The sequence below is a fragment of the Candidatus Zymogenus saltonus genome (assembly GCA_016929395.1).
Lineage (GTDB): Bacteria > Desulfobacterota > Zymogenia > Zymogenales > Zymogenaceae > Zymogenus > Zymogenus saltonus.
Genome location: JAFGIX010000063.1, coordinates 17,001 through 34,776 on the forward strand (window position 1 = coordinate 17,001; position 17,776 = coordinate 34,776).

The 17,776-nt window shown below is 51.0% G+C and carries 16 protein-coding genes and 1 tRNA gene; 9 read left to right on the forward strand and 8 right to left on the reverse strand.

Annotation, left to right across the window (positions count from 1 at the left end; all coding sequences use genetic code 11):
• Positions 1–99: 99 nt before the first annotated feature.
• The 5 genes from JW984_12610 to JW984_12630 form a co-directional block, all read right to left on the reverse strand.
• Complete coding sequence (locus JW984_12610) at positions 100–561, reverse strand: hypothetical protein (protein MBN1574030.1); 462 nt, start codon at positions 559–561, stop codon at positions 100–102.
• 257 nt (positions 562–818) lie between these two features.
• Entirely contained in the window at positions 819–1,529 is a 711-nt protein-coding gene (locus JW984_12615; protein MBN1574031.1) for a zinc metallopeptidase, read from the reverse strand.
• A 125-nt stretch (positions 1,530–1,654) separates the two neighbouring features.
• Positions 1,655–2,479: a DNA repair protein RecO gene (gene recO / locus JW984_12620; GenBank protein ID MBN1574032.1), complete on the reverse strand. Its 825-nt coding sequence runs from the start codon at positions 2,477–2,479 to the stop codon at positions 1,655–1,657.
• Between the two features lie 10 nt (positions 2,480–2,489).
• Positions 2,490–3,830 carry a magnesium transporter gene (gene mgtE, locus JW984_12625; protein ID MBN1574033.1) on the reverse strand — a complete coding sequence of 447 codons (1,341 nt, stop codon included), beginning with the start codon at positions 3,828–3,830 and terminating at the stop codon, positions 2,490–2,492.
• A gap of 244 nt (positions 3,831–4,074) precedes the next feature.
• Positions 4,075–4,635, reverse strand: coding sequence for an isochorismatase family protein (locus JW984_12630; GenBank protein MBN1574034.1), 561 nt, complete (start codon positions 4,633–4,635; stop codon positions 4,075–4,077).
• A 211-nt stretch (positions 4,636–4,846) separates the two neighbouring features.
• On the opposite strand from JW984_12630, the gene JW984_12635 reads away from it, so the two are divergent.
• From JW984_12635 to gatA, 3 genes are all read left to right on the forward strand, one after another.
• Entirely contained in the window at positions 4,847–6,226 is a 1,380-nt protein-coding gene (locus JW984_12635; GenBank protein MBN1574035.1) for an MFS transporter, read from the forward strand.
• Positions 6,227–6,275: 49 nt separating this feature from the next.
• Complete coding sequence (gatC, locus tag JW984_12640; protein ID MBN1574036.1) at positions 6,276–6,578, forward strand: Asp-tRNA(Asn)/Glu-tRNA(Gln) amidotransferase subunit GatC; 303 nt, start codon at positions 6,276–6,278, stop codon at positions 6,576–6,578.
• 169 nt (positions 6,579–6,747) lie between these two features.
• On the forward strand, positions 6,748–8,208 hold the full coding sequence (gene gatA / locus JW984_12645; protein MBN1574037.1) for an Asp-tRNA(Asn)/Glu-tRNA(Gln) amidotransferase subunit GatA: 1,461 nt from the start codon (positions 6,748–6,750) through the stop codon (positions 8,206–8,208).
• Between the two features lie 370 nt (positions 8,209–8,578).
• On the opposite strand, the gene JW984_12650 is transcribed toward gatA, so the two are convergent.
• A complete protein-coding gene (locus JW984_12650; protein MBN1574038.1) occupies positions 8,579–9,139 on the reverse strand; it encodes a cysteine hydrolase in 561 nt (186 codons plus the stop codon).
• 363 nt (positions 9,140–9,502) lie between these two features.
• Positions 9,503–9,943, reverse strand: a complete 441-nt coding sequence (locus tag JW984_12655; protein MBN1574039.1) for a hypothetical protein — start codon at positions 9,941–9,943, stop codon at positions 9,503–9,505.
• 399 nt (positions 9,944–10,342) lie between these two features.
• Here JW984_12655 and JW984_12660 point away from each other — a divergent pair, with 399 nt between their 5' ends.
• Complete coding sequence (locus tag JW984_12660; GenBank protein MBN1574040.1) at positions 10,343–10,771, forward strand: hypothetical protein; 429 nt, start codon at positions 10,343–10,345, stop codon at positions 10,769–10,771.
• 21 nt (positions 10,772–10,792) lie between these two features.
• On the opposite strand, the gene JW984_12665 is transcribed toward JW984_12660, so the two are convergent.
• A complete protein-coding gene (locus JW984_12665; protein ID MBN1574041.1) occupies positions 10,793–11,170 on the reverse strand; it encodes a carboxymuconolactone decarboxylase family protein in 378 nt (125 codons plus the stop codon).
• Between the two features lie 296 nt (positions 11,171–11,466).
• Here JW984_12665 and gatB point away from each other — a divergent pair, with 296 nt between their 5' ends.
• From gatB to JW984_12690, 5 genes are all read left to right on the forward strand, one after another.
• Positions 11,467–12,897 carry an Asp-tRNA(Asn)/Glu-tRNA(Gln) amidotransferase subunit GatB gene (gene gatB, locus JW984_12670; GenBank protein MBN1574042.1) on the forward strand — a complete coding sequence of 477 codons (1,431 nt, stop codon included), beginning with the start codon at positions 11,467–11,469 and terminating at the stop codon, positions 12,895–12,897.
• Between the two features lie 351 nt (positions 12,898–13,248).
• Positions 13,249–14,778, forward strand: a complete 1,530-nt coding sequence (locus JW984_12675; protein MBN1574043.1) for a hypothetical protein — start codon at positions 13,249–13,251, stop codon at positions 14,776–14,778.
• Positions 14,779–14,792: 14 nt separating this feature from the next.
• Positions 14,793–15,833 (forward strand): S-methyl-5-thioribose-1-phosphate isomerase, encoded by a 1,041-nt coding sequence (mtnA, locus tag JW984_12680; protein MBN1574044.1) that lies wholly within the window; start codon positions 14,793–14,795, stop codon positions 15,831–15,833.
• A gap of 338 nt (positions 15,834–16,171) precedes the next feature.
• Complete coding sequence (gene pcnB, locus JW984_12685) at positions 16,172–17,521, forward strand: polynucleotide adenylyltransferase PcnB (protein ID MBN1574045.1); 1,350 nt, start codon at positions 16,172–16,174, stop codon at positions 17,519–17,521.
• A gap of 152 nt (positions 17,522–17,673) precedes the next feature.
• Positions 17,674–17,751, forward strand: a tRNA-Pro gene (locus JW984_12690).
• Positions 17,752–17,776: the final 25 nt, after the last annotated feature.

Sequence of the window (17,776 nt, forward strand, 5' to 3'; positions counted from 1 at the left end):
GCAGTTGAAAAAATCAGTGCCGCAGTGCCGGGCCGACTACATTTTATCGACAAAAAATCGGACAACAAGAAATAAACTCTACCCCCCCCCACACAAGCCTCAGTGCAGCGGCCCTTCCGGGGGCTCATCCCAGTAGAAATCGGCCCTGGCCCGCTCTATCTTCTCCATCTCGGAGAGGACGAAAACCACCCGCTGAAAAAGCTCGATGTAGCCCTTGTTATCCTTTCCCTGAAGGTGCTGTCTCAACATCTTCAGGTCGTAAAGGTCTTTCTCCTGAAACTCCCACCTCTTGACCTGCCCTTCGATCTTGTTGAGGTACTTGTGTATCACATCTCGGTCGATCATCGGCCTTATGGCGATTGAGATGGGGATGAAAAACAGGATGAAGAAGAGGAAGAAGAGGAGTATCATGAAGATCAGCCTGGCGCTGGCCCCAACGATAAGCACGACCAAAAGGAAGGAGGCGACGACGGCGAGAAATGTCCCCAGGGTCATCATAAACTGCCCGGAGACTTTGAGCTGGCTTTTGCTTACTCCTCTTGGACGCTTTTTTCGAGACATGGGATATCCTCGAGATATGGAGGAGATTATCCTATCTTATTTTTGGGCCTTTGTAAATCTTTTTATGTCGCTTTTTATCTCGATGTCAATAATCATATTTTTTGGATGAGCCGCCTCACCTCTTTCGTCCCTCACGCCGATCCCTGCGGCAAATGGAGGCCGATCAAGCGACTACACCTGAAAGTATATGAAATCCCCCCTTCCCCCCAGCTGACCGGCAACCGCCTGCCCCGCCCCTGAATGAAATTGGGAAACCTCTAATCCCTTCCGCCCAGTAGGCCGAACCTCAGAAGGAAGTATAGAAGCTGCAGCACAGCCGCGGCGGCGGCGGCCACATAGGTCAGGGCGGCGGCGCTCAAGACCTTCCTCGCGCCGGACACCTCCTCCTCCATCAACATCCCGGAAGACGACAGGGCCGCAAGCGCCCTCCTGCTGGCGTTGAACTCCACCGGCAGGGTAATCAGCTGAAAGGCGACGGCGAGGGAAAACAGGATAATCCCCACCTTTACCATGACGAGTCCGAACACGGACCCCGCATACATGATGATCCCGCCGATGATCAATAGCGGCCACGCTAACTTCGAGCCGATGCTCGCCATCGGGACTATCGCCGACCTGAACTTGAGGGGGGTGTAGCCGTGGGCGTCCTGCAGGGCGTGTCCCGCCTCGTGAGCGGCAACACCCACGGAGGCCACGGAGCGCCCGGAGTAGACATCGGGAGATAGCCTCAAGGTCTTTGTCCTCGGGTCGTAGTGATCGCTTAAGAAACCCTTGGTCTCCTCTATTTCAACATCGTTGAGGCCCTCTCTCCTCAACATATTGGCGGCCGCCTGCGCCCCGGTAAGCCCTGAAGCCGTGGCGACCTTGGAATACTTCCCGAACGCTCTCTTCACCTTTAAGGACGCGTAGACGGAAAGGAGCAGTGCGGGTCCCACCATAATGAAGTAGATAGGATCAAAATAAAGCATACTTTTTAGCCTCCTTTGCTTCTTCTCCTAACTTATAATTTAGCTCTTTTTACAAAGATGTCAAGCGCCATATTGTTGGATTTGTGAAAATATCATCAGCAGTCTCACTTCGATCTCCCCTCCCGTCAATCGTCCCTGATATACCGCTCTATGAAGTCGGCCGATTTCAGGGATCGTCCTGCCTGATAACGGATAAAGGCCAAGAGCCCCTTCCTGATCTCCTTTAGGGAGCTAAACGTAAACTTGAGCGCCGAAGGCCTTCCAACTCCCTCTATCGGAACCTCAACCGCCTTGGCGAGGGCCATAATCGTCCCTCTGGAGAAGGGAACGCCCCCCTCCCTTGTGAGGAGGCACCTTGCGCACACCATCCCCCCGGCCGACGGGATAAAAAGGTCGGCGCCGTTTTCCGAAGCATAATCCCTAAACCCCTTTCCGCACCGGACGCATTGTTTGAGGAGGGGGGATATTCCCAGACCCTCCAAAAACTTCAGCGTGTATGACCAGAATAGACCTTCCGCCGACGGGATCGATGATCCGTTCCATCGCTCATTTTTCGCCCCTATTTCATTGACGGCGGAGAGAAACGAGGAAACCCCGTCGAACAGTTCGGGATGGGGCACGCCCTCCGGCGCGAACTCCCTCAGGAGCTCCAGCGTAAACTCACAATAGGCCAGGAGGGAGATGGAGATCGACAGGTGGGGAAACGAGTCTATGAGGGAGGCGTCCTCGATGATAAAAAGCTCCCTCCCCTTGGGCCGATAGAATTTCGCCGTGATCAGGTTCGCCGTATCGAAGGTGTTGACAAAGCGCTTCCTGCTCTTCTTCGCCCCCTTGGCAACCCCGACGACAATACCTGACCTCCTCGTGAAGAGCTCCACCAAGAGGTCCGACTCCCCCATATCCCTCGTCCTAAGGAGTATGGCGGGGGTGATGATTCTTCTCGTTGCCATGTTAAGACGGCTACAGGATAATTACGGTGGCGAGGGTGAAATACATTAGTATGCTGATGATGTCCGTGGTGGTGCTGACAAAAGGCCCGGAGGCCACGGCCGGGTCGATCTTGAGCTTGGCGAGGATGATGGGCATCAACGTACCCATCGTGGCGGCAATGGTCATCGAGGCGAAGATACCAAGCCCCACCACCATCCAGAGCCTGATGACCTTCAAATAGAAAAAGCGGGCGAAGACCCCCAGGAGCACCCCGTAGGTGACGCCCAGTATTATCCCGACCCTGACCTCCCTCGAGACGACCTGCCAGAGCCTCTTTACGTCGATGCTCCCGATTGCGAGTCCCCTAACCACGATCGTGGAGGATTGGGAGGCCACGTTTCCCCCCATCCCGGCGATGACCGGCATAAACGCCGCCAGCACGACCGCCTCGGAGAGGGTTTCCTTAAAAATGCCGATGACCATGGATGCGATAATTCCCCCCACCCAGCTGGCGAAGAGCCAGGGGAGCCTCGTGCCGGCGTTTTTGAATACCGACGACGACCAAGCGTACTCATCCACGGCACCGGTCAGCTTTATGATGTCCTCGGTGGCCTCTTCCTCGATAATGTCTACGATGTCGTCGATCGTTATGCGGCCGATAAGCCTCTTATGTTTGTCCAAAACCGGCATGGTTACGAGGTCGTACTTCTTGAACTTTCTGGCCACCTCCTCTTGATCCAGATCGACTGTGACGCTTATTGGGTCTTTATCCATTACGTTAAAGACCTTGCTTTTAGGCGATGCGAGTATCAGCTTCCTCAAGGGGAGCACCCCCACCAATCTGCCGTCGGCATCGACGACATAGACGTTGTGAATATCTTCCATCTCCTTAGACATGGAGCGGATCTCTTTGATGGCCCTGGAGACGTTGGCGTTATCCTTTACGCTTACGACCTCCGTCTGCATGATACCGCCCGCGGATTCCTCGTCGTAGCGCATCAAACGCTGGATTTCCTCGGCGTCCTCCTCGCTTATCTTCTCGAGGACCTCCTGGGCGATTTCGTCCGGCAGATCGTCTATGATGTCCGCTGCGTCGTCCGACTCGAGATCATCGACAATCTCCGTGATCCTTTTGCTCTGGGTTTCCTGAAGGATGAGCTGTTTCGTGTCCTCATCGAGCTCGACAATCACATCCGCGGCGGTCGCCGTATCGAGGAGAGAGAAGACGAACTTCTTCTCATCGGGGAGGAGAAACTGCATGAACTCCGCAATGTCCGCGGGATGATAAATTTTCATCTCCGCCACCAGCTCACGGACATCGTCATCCATAAGCTTCAAGAGCTTTTTTGTCTTGTCTTCGGATGTGGACATATTAATATTAACCTGTTTTTAAATAAGGCCTCTCGCGGGAAATTACGCCTCAAAGCCTCATGGTTATAATCGGTAGATTTTCACACAGGGGATGTATAAAGTCAAGCTATATATTGTTGACACTAAAAGCGATCTCCCACCTTTGCTCTTAAAATCCCCGAATAGCTCGGCCTCCCGGACCACCCTCGGCCGCTTGAGGCACACTTTCCGCCTCGCCCGTTTTTTCCCCTCTAAGTATCCCTGACTACTTCAGCAGCTTGGATATCTCCTTGAACTCGCTTCCGCCGGCCGCCTTCAGAAGCTTGAAGAGTACCGTCTCCGTCGACGTCACCTCCCCGCCGCCCCTCCTGGCGAGGTCCATCGCGATCTCCCAGTCGAGCTTTTTCCTCGACGACACCGCATCTGCGGCGACATAGGGGACAATCCCGAAGTCAACGAGGTCCAGTCCGCTCTGCAGGACGCAGACGTGGGTCTCCATCCCGCAGAGCACGATATTTTTGACCTTAAGGCCGATAACCGCTTTTCTTATCTCCTCCTCTCCCATGATGGAAAACGAGAGTTTCTCAAACGGCCTGTAAGAATCCCCCAGCGCCTCGATTATTGGGGGGATCGTCTCGCCCAGCCCCCTGGGGTACTGCTCCGTAACCACGATGGGAAGCCCCAGGATCTTCGCCCCCTTTATGAGGATTACGCCGTTTTTGGTGATTTTGTCCGCAATCTTCTCCTTCATCGCCGAGAGGAGGGCCGTCTGAAAGTCTACGACGACAAGGCCTGTATCGTCAGCGGAGGGCATCAAAGGACTCATATTGATCTCCTTTGCATAAATCAGATTAACGTTTCGGATTTACGTTACGAAGGCATTAAAAACACTTGGGTACGATTGAGACTTTTAACACGATAAGGACCCTTTGTCAAGGAAAGCCCAAAGCCTGAAGCACGGTTCCCTTTTTAGTTGACAATATCAACAAAACTGTGATAACTAAATTGAAATTGTATAATAAAAGAGGAATTTAACCATGAAACTTGATTTTAAAAAGACCTTTCTAATCGGGTTCGGATTTTTCGGAGTATCCATAATCTGGATGGTTTACAACACGCTTGTACCCTTAATACTTGAGAAATACATCGCATCGGCGACAATCATAGGGCTTTTCATGACATTTGACAACATCCTTGCCGTCACCGTCCAGCCTATTATAGGCGCGGTCAGCGACAAGACGAAAACAAGAATAGGGAGGCGTATGCCCTATATACTTATCGGCGCGCCTATTGCCGCCGTGTTCTTTGTCTATATCCCGGTTGCAGAGATTTTCTGGATACTGATAATGACCATCGTCATGATGAACCTCTTCATGGCGCTTTACCGCTCTCCCGTCATAGCGCTTATGCCGGACGTCATCCCATCGCCCCTGAGGAGCAAGGCGAACGGGATTATCAACTTCATGGGCGGTGTCGGGGCGATCATTGCCACCCTAATCGGGGGCCGTCTGTTTGACGTCAATCACAATATCCCCTTTTCCGGCGCCGCGGTGATTCTGGTTATCGCCGTAATTCTCCTCTATTTCACGGTCAAGGAGCCTAAAGAAATTCCAAAAGAAGAAGGGGAAGACTTTTCATGGAAATTGGTTAGAATTTCCTCTATCGCCATTGCCTGCGGGCTTATCACCTTCTTCGTATTTAACTCATTAGGATTGATGAGTAGTCTCTTTACAAGGTTCTTTGATTCGGCATATCAAGGATATGTCCTTGTTTCCCTTGTTGTCTTTACCTGTATAGTATTCTTTTTCCTGTTCAGGATGGTCGAGAAAAGCGCGATCTTTATCTTCCTCGCCATCTTCTTCTGGTTTTTCGGCTACAACGGTGTCGAGACCTTCTTTACCCTCTACGGCAAGCACACCCTCGGACTGTCAACCGGAACAACCACACAGATTCTCTCGGTTTTCATTGTATCCTTCATTATCTTTTCCATTCCCAGCGGATACTTCGCCACAAAGTTCGGGAGGAAAAAGACCATCATCGGGGGACTTGTCGGGATGACCGTCTTCATCGGGGCCCTGGCTTTTACAACGAATGTTACTTTCGTGTATATCATAATGTTTCTTGGCGGTATCTCGTGGGCGGCCATAAATATCAACTCCATAGCGATGATCTGGGACATTTCAACAGAGGAGATGTTAGGTCTGTACACCGGCCTCTACTACTTTTTCTCCATGCTTGCGCAGACCGTCTCTCCACCCATTATAGGGATAGTAAAAGACAGGACGGGAGACTTCCAGTCGATGTTTTATGTCGTCCCATTCTTCTTCTTGGCGGCCCTCATCATGATGATATTCGTCAAAAAGGGCGAGGCGAAGGAGATGACCACGGCCGAGATGATGGAGCAGATGGAGGTTTAGGGGTATGGCGGACAAGAGGGAGAAGATAACCACGGATAAGGTTTAGGATATGGCGGACAAAAATGAAAAGATAACCACGGACGAGGTCCAGTACGTGGCCAAGCTCTCGAGGCTCATCATGACCGATGACGAGGCGAAAGAGATGACCAGGACCTTAAACGACATCCTGGTGTACATGGAAAAGCTGGGAGAGCTTGACACGTCGGGCGTCGAGCCGATGACCCACGCCATACCGAACGAGAACGTGATGAGACAGGACGCCCTGAAGCCTTTTACAGACACAAAAGATATACTGAAGAACGCCCCCGACTCGAAGGGGGCGTTCTTCCGGGTTCCAAAGGTGATCGAGTAAGCAAGCTTTCACCGTTGCGCGGGAGGGGCTGAAAACATCACATTTAGGACGGATCAATATATATATAATTCTAAACTAATCGGCCCACCCCCCCACCCCCCTTCAAATCGTGGGCAGGGGGTGTGGGCCATTCGAGTTGTTTGAAAAAAATCTGACTAAGGTATAAAGGATGGATTATTTCCCCCTGACAATAAGCGAGACCACCGACCTCTACAAGAGCGGTAAGGCAAACGCCGAGGACGTGGTAAAGAGCGTCCTCGCAAGGATAGAGGAGTTGGACAAGAAGCTGAACGCCTACATCAGGGTCACGGGGGACCTGGCCCTTAAGAGGGCCGTCGAAGCGGATAAGAGGATCAAGTCGGGGGACATAACGCCGCTCACCGGCATCCCTATCGCCGTAAAAGATCTCATCTGCACCAAGGGGATCCCCACCACCTGCGGGTCGAAGATCCTCGAGAACTACACACCTCCATACAACGCAACCGTAATAGAGAGGCTCGACTCCCTGGGGGCGATAATCATTGGCAAGACGAACATGGACGAGTTCGCCATGGGCTCCTCCACAGAGTCGTCCTTTTTCGGCATAACGAAAAATCCTCACAACCTGGAATACGTCCCGGGGGGCTCCAGCGGCGGAAGCGCCGCCGCGGTGGCGGCAGACCTCTGCATAACCGCCCTGGGCTCCGATACAGGGGGGTCGATAAGACAGCCCGCCTCCTACACCGGGATCGTGGGGCTGAAGCCCACATACGGTAGGGTAAGCCGCTACGGCCTTGTGGCCTACGCCTCCTCCCTCGACCAGATCGGTCCCCTGACCAAGGACGTCAGGGACACGGCTATCCTCCTTACCGCTATCTCCGGGCACGACCCGAGAGACTCCACCTCCCTTGACATCGAAGTCCCCAATTATACGGAGTTCCTGACCGGGGAGGTCAAGGGCCTCAAGGTCGGGCTCCCCAAGGAGTACTTCGGGGAGGGACTGGATTCCGAGGTGGAAAAGAGGATCATGGAGGGGGTTGGCGTATTGGAGAAGGGGGGCGCCGAAGTAGTCGAGATGAGCCTCCCCCATACCGAGTACGCCCTGGCCTCCTACTACATTATCGCGCCGTCCGAGGCGAGCTCGAACCTAGCCAGATACGACGGAGTCAGGTACGGCCACCGGGAGTCTTCGCCGGATGACGGGATGATCGATATGTTCAGGAGGTCGAGGTCGTCCGGCTTCGGCTGGGAGGTCAAGAGGAGAATAATGCTGGGGACATACGCCCTCTCCTCCGGTTACTACGACGCTTACTATAGAAAGGCCCTCCAGGTAAGGAGGCTGATCAGAAACGACTACGACGAGGCCTTCAAAAAGGTGGACGTCATCGCTGGCCCCGCCGCCCCCGCCCCGGCCTACAAGATCGGGGACAAGATCGAAGACCCCCTGTCCATGTACTTGGTGGATATATACACCGTAACGGCAAACCTCACCGGAATTCCGGGGATATGCGTCCCCGCGGGTGTAAGCACGGCGGGCCTCCCCATCGGGCTTCAGCTCCTGTCAAAGCCGCTGAACGAGGGGGCCATCCTTCGGGCGGCCTACTACTTCGAGAAGAACCGGACGGCAGATACGCCGAAACCGAAGCTGTGATGCATTCTAAAAGCCTATAAATTTCTGGTTTGTTCGATCGTGTTAAACCCGCTCGACTTGAAAACTTTAGGGGTAGATTTGCTGTGGAATAGAAACTGAACTCCGACGCCTCTCTTCTTTCTTATTTATAACCGCCTCGTCAACCCGACTTAAGTAATCTCCTTGAGGCCCGCCCGAACATTAAAGGATTTTTCTATTCGGTGCGATCTCATAAAATAATCTTTTTGGAGAAAGAAGCGTCAAGACGATATTGAATCGGCCCCCTTATAAAAGCCGGTTCCCCGTGGAGTAAAAAGCTCTCCCGCGCCCCTTTCCCCAAAAAACCTATAGACCGGTCCTTTAAATCTCCGATACCGATCTATTATGTGTTCTACGATGACAGCTCCGCGATCGCCTCATCGGTAGTAACCACACGGGAGAAATTGAATCCCTGAACGGCAAGGACAACCTCATGGATAGTATCGGCTGAAAGACCGCCGATGTCTATCGCCGCCGTCGCATCCCTTACGAAAAGGACGCTGTAGCCCCTGGCGTGTGCCTCCCTTGCCGTGGTATCGCAGCACATAAATGACATCAGCCCGGTGATGACTACGGTTTCCACACCCTCCCTTAAAAGAATATCATCGAGCTCTGTCATATAGAAAGAGCCGGGCCTTGTTTTTGTGATTGCCGGCTCTCCGGCCTTCGGCTTAAGTTCGTCCGCAAATTTTACGAGGGGCGAGCCTGCCCCGAATACAAAGGCATCGGGATCTTTACCGATGTGCCTAATGTGCATCAACGGGATCTTTTTCACCCGCGCCGCATCCACCAACCTTTTGATATTTTCAAGGACCTCTCCCCCCTTCGGGACCTTGAGGGGTGCCCCCTCCTCGAAATATTCTTTTTGCATATCAATTACAAGAAGTGCGACTTTGCTTTTGGCTTTCGACATCAGAGCCTCCATACAATGTGCTTCGTGCTATAATAGCAACCAGCATTTATCTTTACGATCCTCAAGAAGCCTGAATTAGTAACATTGCCGATCTACAGAGATATTTGGATATTAAAAAACAAATGGACCGGCTCGATTCGATAGATCGGCTTAGAATCTTGAATAATCCAAGGTTCAGCAATCTATCCTGTTTTGACAGCATGATCGATCTCAAAAAAAATAGATTTTATAACATCTGGGCCGTTTTATAATCCAATACCAACAAAAAAGAAATAATTGCGTTGCGGCACAGAAATTGAATCTGTTCGGGAGGGGCGGCGTTTTTAACCGCTTTTACTAATACCATTCTTAAGGCATCACGGGCTATTCGATTATCGGTTTCACTTCCTTGTAGAACAGCTCCTTTTCGTACAAATCCCCGGATATCGAGACTCTTTTGTTTACATATCCCTGCAATACCGGGTCTTCCCTCCACAATGTGGCATTTTTAAACAGGTGTATCTCCTCTCCCCCGTCCGTCCTGAGATAATACTCTGGTCCTTCAGATTTCGTTCCCACCCTCTCAATTCGTGAAAACAGGAAGCCTACATAAGTCGCGACTTCGGATTCGCCGTTTTCGGCGGCGCTGCAAAAACCAACCGTTAATCCATCTCCCTTGATAAGGTCAAGAGTGCCGTCTCGACCGCTCAGGCCCTGTTTAATACCTCCGCCGTCATCCCCTCCCGTAAGGTCCAACGGGAGGCACAGGGCGGCAAGGATAATCCATGCGGGCAAAAAAGGTGTGAAAAGTCTTTTTTTATCCATCAGCCTCTCCTAAATAGTTTTTAAGAAATTATAACATGAAATGCTTATCGCCACAAAAAATGTTTTTGAAGAACGGATGAATTTGTAGAAAAATACCCTTCACGCCATGACCTGTAACGGTCAAGTCCTTTTCGGCGGAATCGTCCGATGCCCGATTGAAATCATACCTAATCCGATTTTTTTACCATTCAAGAGTTTTTAATATGTAATATATTCTTAGTACATCCTTTTTCAAATGGAGCATAAAGACATGAGCAAAAGAGCCTTAAAAAAATTTCTCTATAATTGCCTTCGCCCTTGATGTCACCCTCTTCTTGACATCATCGGGAAGGTGCGCAGAATTCACGGCCGATGTCACCGTGAACCGGTGACGGAACGGCGCTTTCTGGAACCGCGTACGTGAAAGATAAAAACGTCCGGTACGAATTAAAAACGGAGGCCGGAAAAGAGGTGGTCATCTATCGCGGCGATTTCGGCGCCCAATGGACGATCTATCCGGGGAGTGGGCTCTACTCCGAGCTGTGGAATTACCTCAGCGAAGATTTCATCTTTATAGAGCTGATCAGAAATCTCGACGAGATCGCATCGAAGGAAAACATTGGGACCGAAACGGTCAACGAGATGTTGTGCGACGTCTATCTTTATACGTTTCACGAGCCTCTTTTGGACAAACTGGCCGTGTATCGCGCCGTGGAGCTGGACTGCCCGATAAAGATCGAGCTTGAGGCAAAGGGCCACCGCCTTACCAAGGAGTATAGTAAAATAAAAGGATGCGCTCTTGAGGATTCCCTGTTTACGCTTCCGCCCGGAAGCACGATGTTGAAATAATGTAATAAGGGGCTGTCAAGCCTACACCCCCCGCTCATCGAAGACCTCTTTTGCGATAAAAAGCCCGTTCAATGCGGCCGGAAATCCCGCGTAAACGGCCATCTGTATCATCACCTCGATTATCTCCGTTCGGGTGCACCCCACGTTCAACGCCCCGTGGACATGGACCCTAAGCTGGGGGGCCGCCGTTCCCAAGGCGGTCAGGGCCGCCAAGGTGGCTATCTCTCTCGACTTAAGATCCAATCCCGGACGGCTGTATACGTCCCCAAAGGGAAATTCTATCAACAGGTCGGCGAAATCCGGGGCAATATTCTTGAGGGCCTCGACAACCCTTCCTCCCTGCTCCCCGTCGATCTCCGCAAGTTTTTCCCAACCGATTTTATACCTATCCGATTTCATATCTCTTAACTCCTTTGTTAAACCACCCGAGAAATGCTCCAAGCCCGGCTCCAAGCGCTGATTGGCCGCAATCAATTTATATGTAATCATTATACGAGCCGATAAATATCCGGTCAACAAAAAAGGGGGGGCCTTTATATCTGCATGATATTGTAATTTCATTTCAAATCACAAGTCTTTCTGTATCTCTAATTAAAAAGATTTAACTTGCAATAATGAAAAAAGGATAACATTTATCTCATTTATCTGGTATAATTCAAATCTAATTTTGTTCCATTTTCCTCGACATCTTAACCATGAATTACAAAGCGGTAATCGGTCTTGAAGTGCACGCTCAGCTCTTGACCACTTCAAAGATATTCTGCGGGTGCTCCACCGAGTTCGGGGCCGAGCCGAACACCCATATCTGTCCGGTATGCACCGCCCAGCCGGGCGTCCTTCCGGTCCTCAACAGGAGCGTGGTGGAGTTCGGCATAAGAGCGGCGCTTGCGACCCACAGCGAGATTGCCCCCTTCGGCCAGTTCGCCAGGAAGAACTACTTCTATCCCGACCTCCCGAAGGGCTACCAGATATCCCAGTTCGAGTTCCCCCTGTCCAAGGGGGGATATATCGAGATCGAGACGAACGGCAGCCTGAAGAGGATCGGCCTGACCCGTGTCCACATGGAGGAGGACGCCGGAAAGCTCCTGCATGACGAGACGGCACCCGTATCTTACGTCGATCTCAACCGCACGGGGGTTCCGCTCTTGGAGATCGTCTCGGAGCCGGACCTGAACACCCCGGAGGAGGCGGGGATGTACCTCAGGAAACTGAGGAGCATCCTGCGCTACATCGGTGTCTGCGACGGCAATATGGAGGAGGGGAGCTTTCGGTGCGACGCAAACATCTCCGTCATGCCGAAAAACGCGGTGGAGTTCGGAACGAGGACCGAGCTGAAAAACATGAACTCCTTCAGGAACGTCGAGCGAGCCCTCGAATACGAGATTAGAAGACAGATAGAGGTCCTCCAAGACGGGGGACACGTAATTCAGGAGACTCGCCTCTGGAACGACTCCTTAAACATAACGGAATCGATGCGGGGTAAGGAGGAGGCCCACGACTACCGCTACTTCCCCGATCCCGACCTCGTTTTCATGAAAATAGACGCGAACTGGATAAAGGAGGTCAAGGGGAGTCTTCCCGAGCTTCCGGACGATAAGGTCAAGAGGTTCATAGACGACTACAAGCTCCCAGCCTACGACGCGTCGGTCCTCACGGCGGAGCAGGCCACGGCGGACTACTTCGAGGACGTAGTAAAGGGCGGCGCAAACGCGAAGCTCGCCAGCAACTGGATCATGGTGGAGCTGATGAGGGAGCTCAAGGAAACCAAAACCGATATAGTAGACTCCCCCGTATCCCCAAAGGCCCTCTCCGAGCTGATCGGGCTTATCGAAGACAATACGATCAGCGGAAAAATAGCCAAGGAAGTCTTCATCGATATGTATAACACAAAGAAAGGCCCCGGCGTAATCGTAAAGGAAAAAAGCCTTGAGCAGATAACCGACACCGGAGAGATAGAGGAGATCGTAAAGAGGGTCATCTCCGAAAACCAGAAAGAGGCGGCCGATTACAGGGCGGGAAAGGAACAACTTCTGAAATTCTTTGTCGGTAGAATTATGAAGGAGACCGGAGGAAAGGCAAATCCCCAGATCGTGAACGAAATCCTGAAGGTACAGCTGAAAAAGTAGCCCGCATCCGCTTGAACGAAAATTGCCGTTAACGATCCCTGATTTCAGCGGGTCGCCGATTGATGGGGGGGATGAGAGAAGGGATTGGGTAAAATCAGATAATGGATGAGGGAGGATGGGAAAAGGGGTTTGGTGAGAAAAGCAGGAGATCGGGGCAATGGGATTGGGGGGAGTAAGGGATGGATGAAACAAGGGGATGGATGGAGCGTTTAGTTGGAGGGATCGAGGGGATGGATGGAGCGAGGGGGTGGATGGGACAAAAAAATTGGATAAGAAATAAGTTTAATGTATAAAACGGTAATCAAAAGAAACGCTGAGAAAGAGCCGAGTACCAAAAGGAAAAAGGTATTATTGTATCTTGTTATCTTCGTTATACTCGTTCTGTCATCTTTTTTTCTCACCGCCTTTTTCGTCCCCAAGATGCTGGACGTCAATGTCTACAGGGACAGCCTTGAGGAGTGGCTTTCATATGAATTTGCGCGGGATGTAACGGCAAGGGATATTGACATCAAGCTGATTAATGGATCAAAAATCGTCCTTAAGGATGTGTCCATCGATGACGATCCCGCCTTCTCGAAGGAGCCTTTTCTGAAATCAGAAGAGGTCGTTCTCTCCATAAGGTTTTTCCCGCTGATAAAAGGGGAGCTTGTGGTCACCGGCATTACCTTTGCCGGAGCGGACTTGACCATCATCGAAAATGAGTCGGGAAAATACAACGTCTCGTCCCTCGGCAGCGGGACTTATAAGAGTCATCACAATGACAGCTTAACTTCATCCGACCTGTCGGGGACACCAAAATCCCCCTTCAAAAAGAAAAGCGCCGAGATCGAGAGAGTCGCCCTTACGGACACCACGATAAATTTTAATAGAACAGGAGCCGATGACGTCACCAATGAGGCTGTAAAATTGAAGGAAGCCGATATTATCCTAAGCGACCTTAGGCTTCAAGATAATGAAAACATTTCCGATATTATCTCGAAAAGCGGCGAGACGAGATTTGAGCGGTCAAGTATCTTCACACTTTTTCGATCTTCAACGCTGCCTCTATCCGGCAGGTTGAGTCTCGATATACCATTCGGGGTCTTCTTCGACTCCCCCTTCGAGGATCTAAAGCTGACAGCCACGATCAAAGATAACGTCTTCAAGGTGGACGAAATCGGCCTTAAGCTCTTCGGCGGCATAGTGAGGTCCAAGGGCTTCATCGACCTCTCCGGCAAAACTCCCGAGCTGGTCGTCAACAGCTCGATCTCGGGCGTGATGGCCAACAAGCTCATCGGGATCGTGTGCAAGGGCGATGAAACCTTTTTCGGTAAAACCACCTTCGAGGGCACGTTTACCGGCAAGGGAAAATCGATCGATGAGATGTCGTGTAGCCTTTCGGGAGAGGGCATATTCAGGATCGAGGACGGAATAATTCCGGCCTTCAGCATTCGCGCAGAGCTCCTCTCCCTGGGGCTCATACCCAGACCTGATCTGCCGGAGGATCTTGACACCCGTTTCACGATAATCGGCGGGAGCTTCCTCCTCTCCGAAGGCGAGTTCAAGACCTCAACCATCATCCTTAAGTCACCGGAGTGGGACGCATTCGCCCGGGGAACTTTAAATATGGACGGTGAAATAGATGTCAAGGGGAACATCTTCCTCACCGATTCGATGGCATTGGAATTGAAAACAGAGTATATCCCCTCCTTGATCCGGGATACGGCGGGGAGACTCTCCATCCCGTTTAAAATCACGGGGAACCTGCAGAATCCCGAGTTCCTGCTTCGTCCCAAGTTCCTGATGAAAAAGAACGCCGACGAGATATTTGAAGAATTCAAGAGGGAGCTTGAGAAACAAAACAAGGAAGAGTTCACAATAAAATTTATCAGATTCGAATAGCCTTTCAAATCCCTATGTCATTTCGGACGATAAGATGGCTCGGCAGCGCCGTGGAGATATTAGACCAGACCCTCCTCCCCCAGGAAGAGAGATACATCACCCTTAAAGATCCGAACGATGTTTTTGAGGCCATAAAAAAGCTTCGGATACGGGGCGCTCCCGCCATAGGCGTTGCGGCGGCGATGGGGATCGCCCTGGGCGCAAAGCAGATCAATTACTCCGACGATAAAGATTTTGCCGCAAAACTGACCGGTGTCGCAGAGCTCCTTGCCTCCTCCCGCCCGACGGCCAAGAACCTCTTCTGGGCGGTAGATAGGATGATGGCGGCTGCAAAAAAGACCGGGGAGAATCCGGACGAGATAACCGCGGAGCTCGAGAGGGAGGCCCTCAAAATATATCATGAGGATATTGAGATAAACAGAAAGATGGGGCAAAACGGCGCCTCCCTCTTGACGTCGGGAGAAACCGTTATGACCCACTGCAACGCCGGCGCGCTGGCCACGGCCGGATACGGCACGGCCCTCTCGGTTGTCAGAAGGGCGGTCGAGGAGGGCAAAGATATAAAGGTAATCGCAACGGAGACGAGGCCCCTCCTCCAGGGGAGCAGGCTTACCGTCTGGGAGCTGACCGCCGACAACATAGATGTAACGCTAATCACCGACAACATGTGCGGTTACGTCATGAGGGAGAAAAAGATAGACAAGGTGATCGTGGGCGCAGACAGGATCGCGGCAAACGGCGATGTGGCAAATAAAATCGGCACCTATACCCTGGCCGTCGTCGCCCTGGAGAACGATGTGCCCTTCTTTGTGGCTGCCCCCATCTCCACGATAGACATAGATACGAAGAGCGGTGAGGACATCCCCATCGAAGAGCGCGACCCCGATGAGGTGAGGGAGTTTATGGGAAAGGCCTCGACCTTAAAGGGGGTCAAGGTATTCAACCCCGCCTTTGACGTCACCCCCAATCACCTCGTTAGCGGCATAATCACCGAAAGGGGAATCCTCTACCCCCCCTACGACGTGAGTATAAGCGGTATTGTAAAGGAAGTCTGAACAAGAAAAGTATCTCGTTTATTGGACTTCTTTATCGCCATTTATTGTATTTATTAATACATTCGACGGCATTTCGAGCAAATAGATAATTATCTTTTCGGGCATCCGTAGATGTTAAAAAAAGAGGCAACTTTAAATCAATATTCAGCATTTTGTGCTATTTTTTAAAGCAAAAATTACACCTTTTCGCCCTTTTAAAAAATAAAATTCAATAAATGTCTTGAAATTTTACTAAAAATCGCTTATTATATACACAAGTTGCGTATCTTTTTGTTTTTATTGCACTTAATGGATCTCTTTCAATTCTGCTTTTGAGCTGGCTAAAAAAGAAAATATTGATGCGGCTTCCTTTTGCGAAGTCAAAAGAAACAAGGCCGACAACTGCACAATCGACCCCTCTGAATCGGGAGACCGTAATCCTCACGAGGGATAAACATCCCATTTCCAGAAAGAACATCGATCAGAACGCCCTTAAGGTACTGTATCGGCTGCACAACCACGGGTATAAGGCCTACCTCGTCGGCGGAAGCGTCAGGGACCTCCTGATGGGAAGAAAGCCGAAGGACTTCGATATCGGGACCGATGCCACCCCCAGGGAGATAAAGCGTCTCTTTGCAAACAGCCTTATTATAGGGAGAAGGTTCAAGATCGTCCATGTGAGATTCAAGGGAAACGATATAGTCGAAGTCACTACGTTCAGAAAGAAGAGCGAAGAAGAAATATCGTCGAATGGACTCCCCACCTCAAAGGACAATACCTTCGGCACACCCATAGAAGACGCCTTCAGAAGGGACCTGACCATCAACGGCCTTTTCTACAACATCGCGGACTTTACGGTCATAGATCATGTTGGAGGCATAAAGGATATCGAGGAGGGAATAGTAAGGGTAATAGGCGACCCCGAGGAGCGATTTGCGGAAGATCCCGTCAGGATTACCCGCGCCATTCGCCACAGCGCCCGTACCGGCTTTACCATCGCTGAAGAGACGGAAAGGGCCATCAGGAAGATGTCCGAGAGTATCGCCCTCTGTTCCTCCCACAGGATTCAGGAAGAGATACTGAAAGACCTGAGAAGCGGGTACTCCAGAGAGGCATTCAGGCTCTTTAGGGAGTATGGAATTCTGAATGTCTTATTTCCATATGTCTGCGAATCGATCGAAAAAACAGACATTACCGAAGAAATGGTCTTAACGGCACTTGGCCTTCTTGATAACCTCGTTAAGTCCGGGGTTGAGCCCTCCGTTGCGTTTCTCCTTGCCGTCCCGATGATACCGTCGACAATAACATATATCAACAAGACCGTTTCAGAAAACAACGGGGGCGGAATCGATATCCCGAGGTTGATTCAAAGACATCTCTCCGAATCGTTGAAGAGCCTCGAAATCTCGAAGGGCAACATAGATACTATGAAAAGCCTCCTTTACCTCAACTGGAAGCTGCTTCGCAACTTGGACAAGGGCTTCATACCGCCCTATCTGACAAAGAAAAATCACTTTCACAAGGCCTTCAATCTCCTTGGTATCTCGGCCCGTGTATTTGGATATTTCACGGATTCCCAATACCCGCCGACCGATAACGACACCGATCCATTGAGAAGTATTCTGAAACCCCCAAGGAGGAAGTCGAGAAGGAAATCAAGTCCAAAAAAATCGAGTCCCCCCCTGCAGAAAGGAACAGATCACCGCTGAAGCTTAAAGCCCGATACACGTCCCCAGAGCAAATTTAAAAAATAGACAAAGACGTTCCCCCACTTGATATATACTCATACCCGAAAGAGACCGTTGTGAAAAGATAATTATCCTTGCTTTTTCAAATTCGGGGTAGTAGAATTTCCCTTTATCGGGGCGTAGCGCAGTCTGGTTAGCGCACCTGCTTTGGGAGCAGGGGGTCGGAGGTTCAAATCCTCTCGCCCCGACCAATATTATCTAACAATATCAACTGCT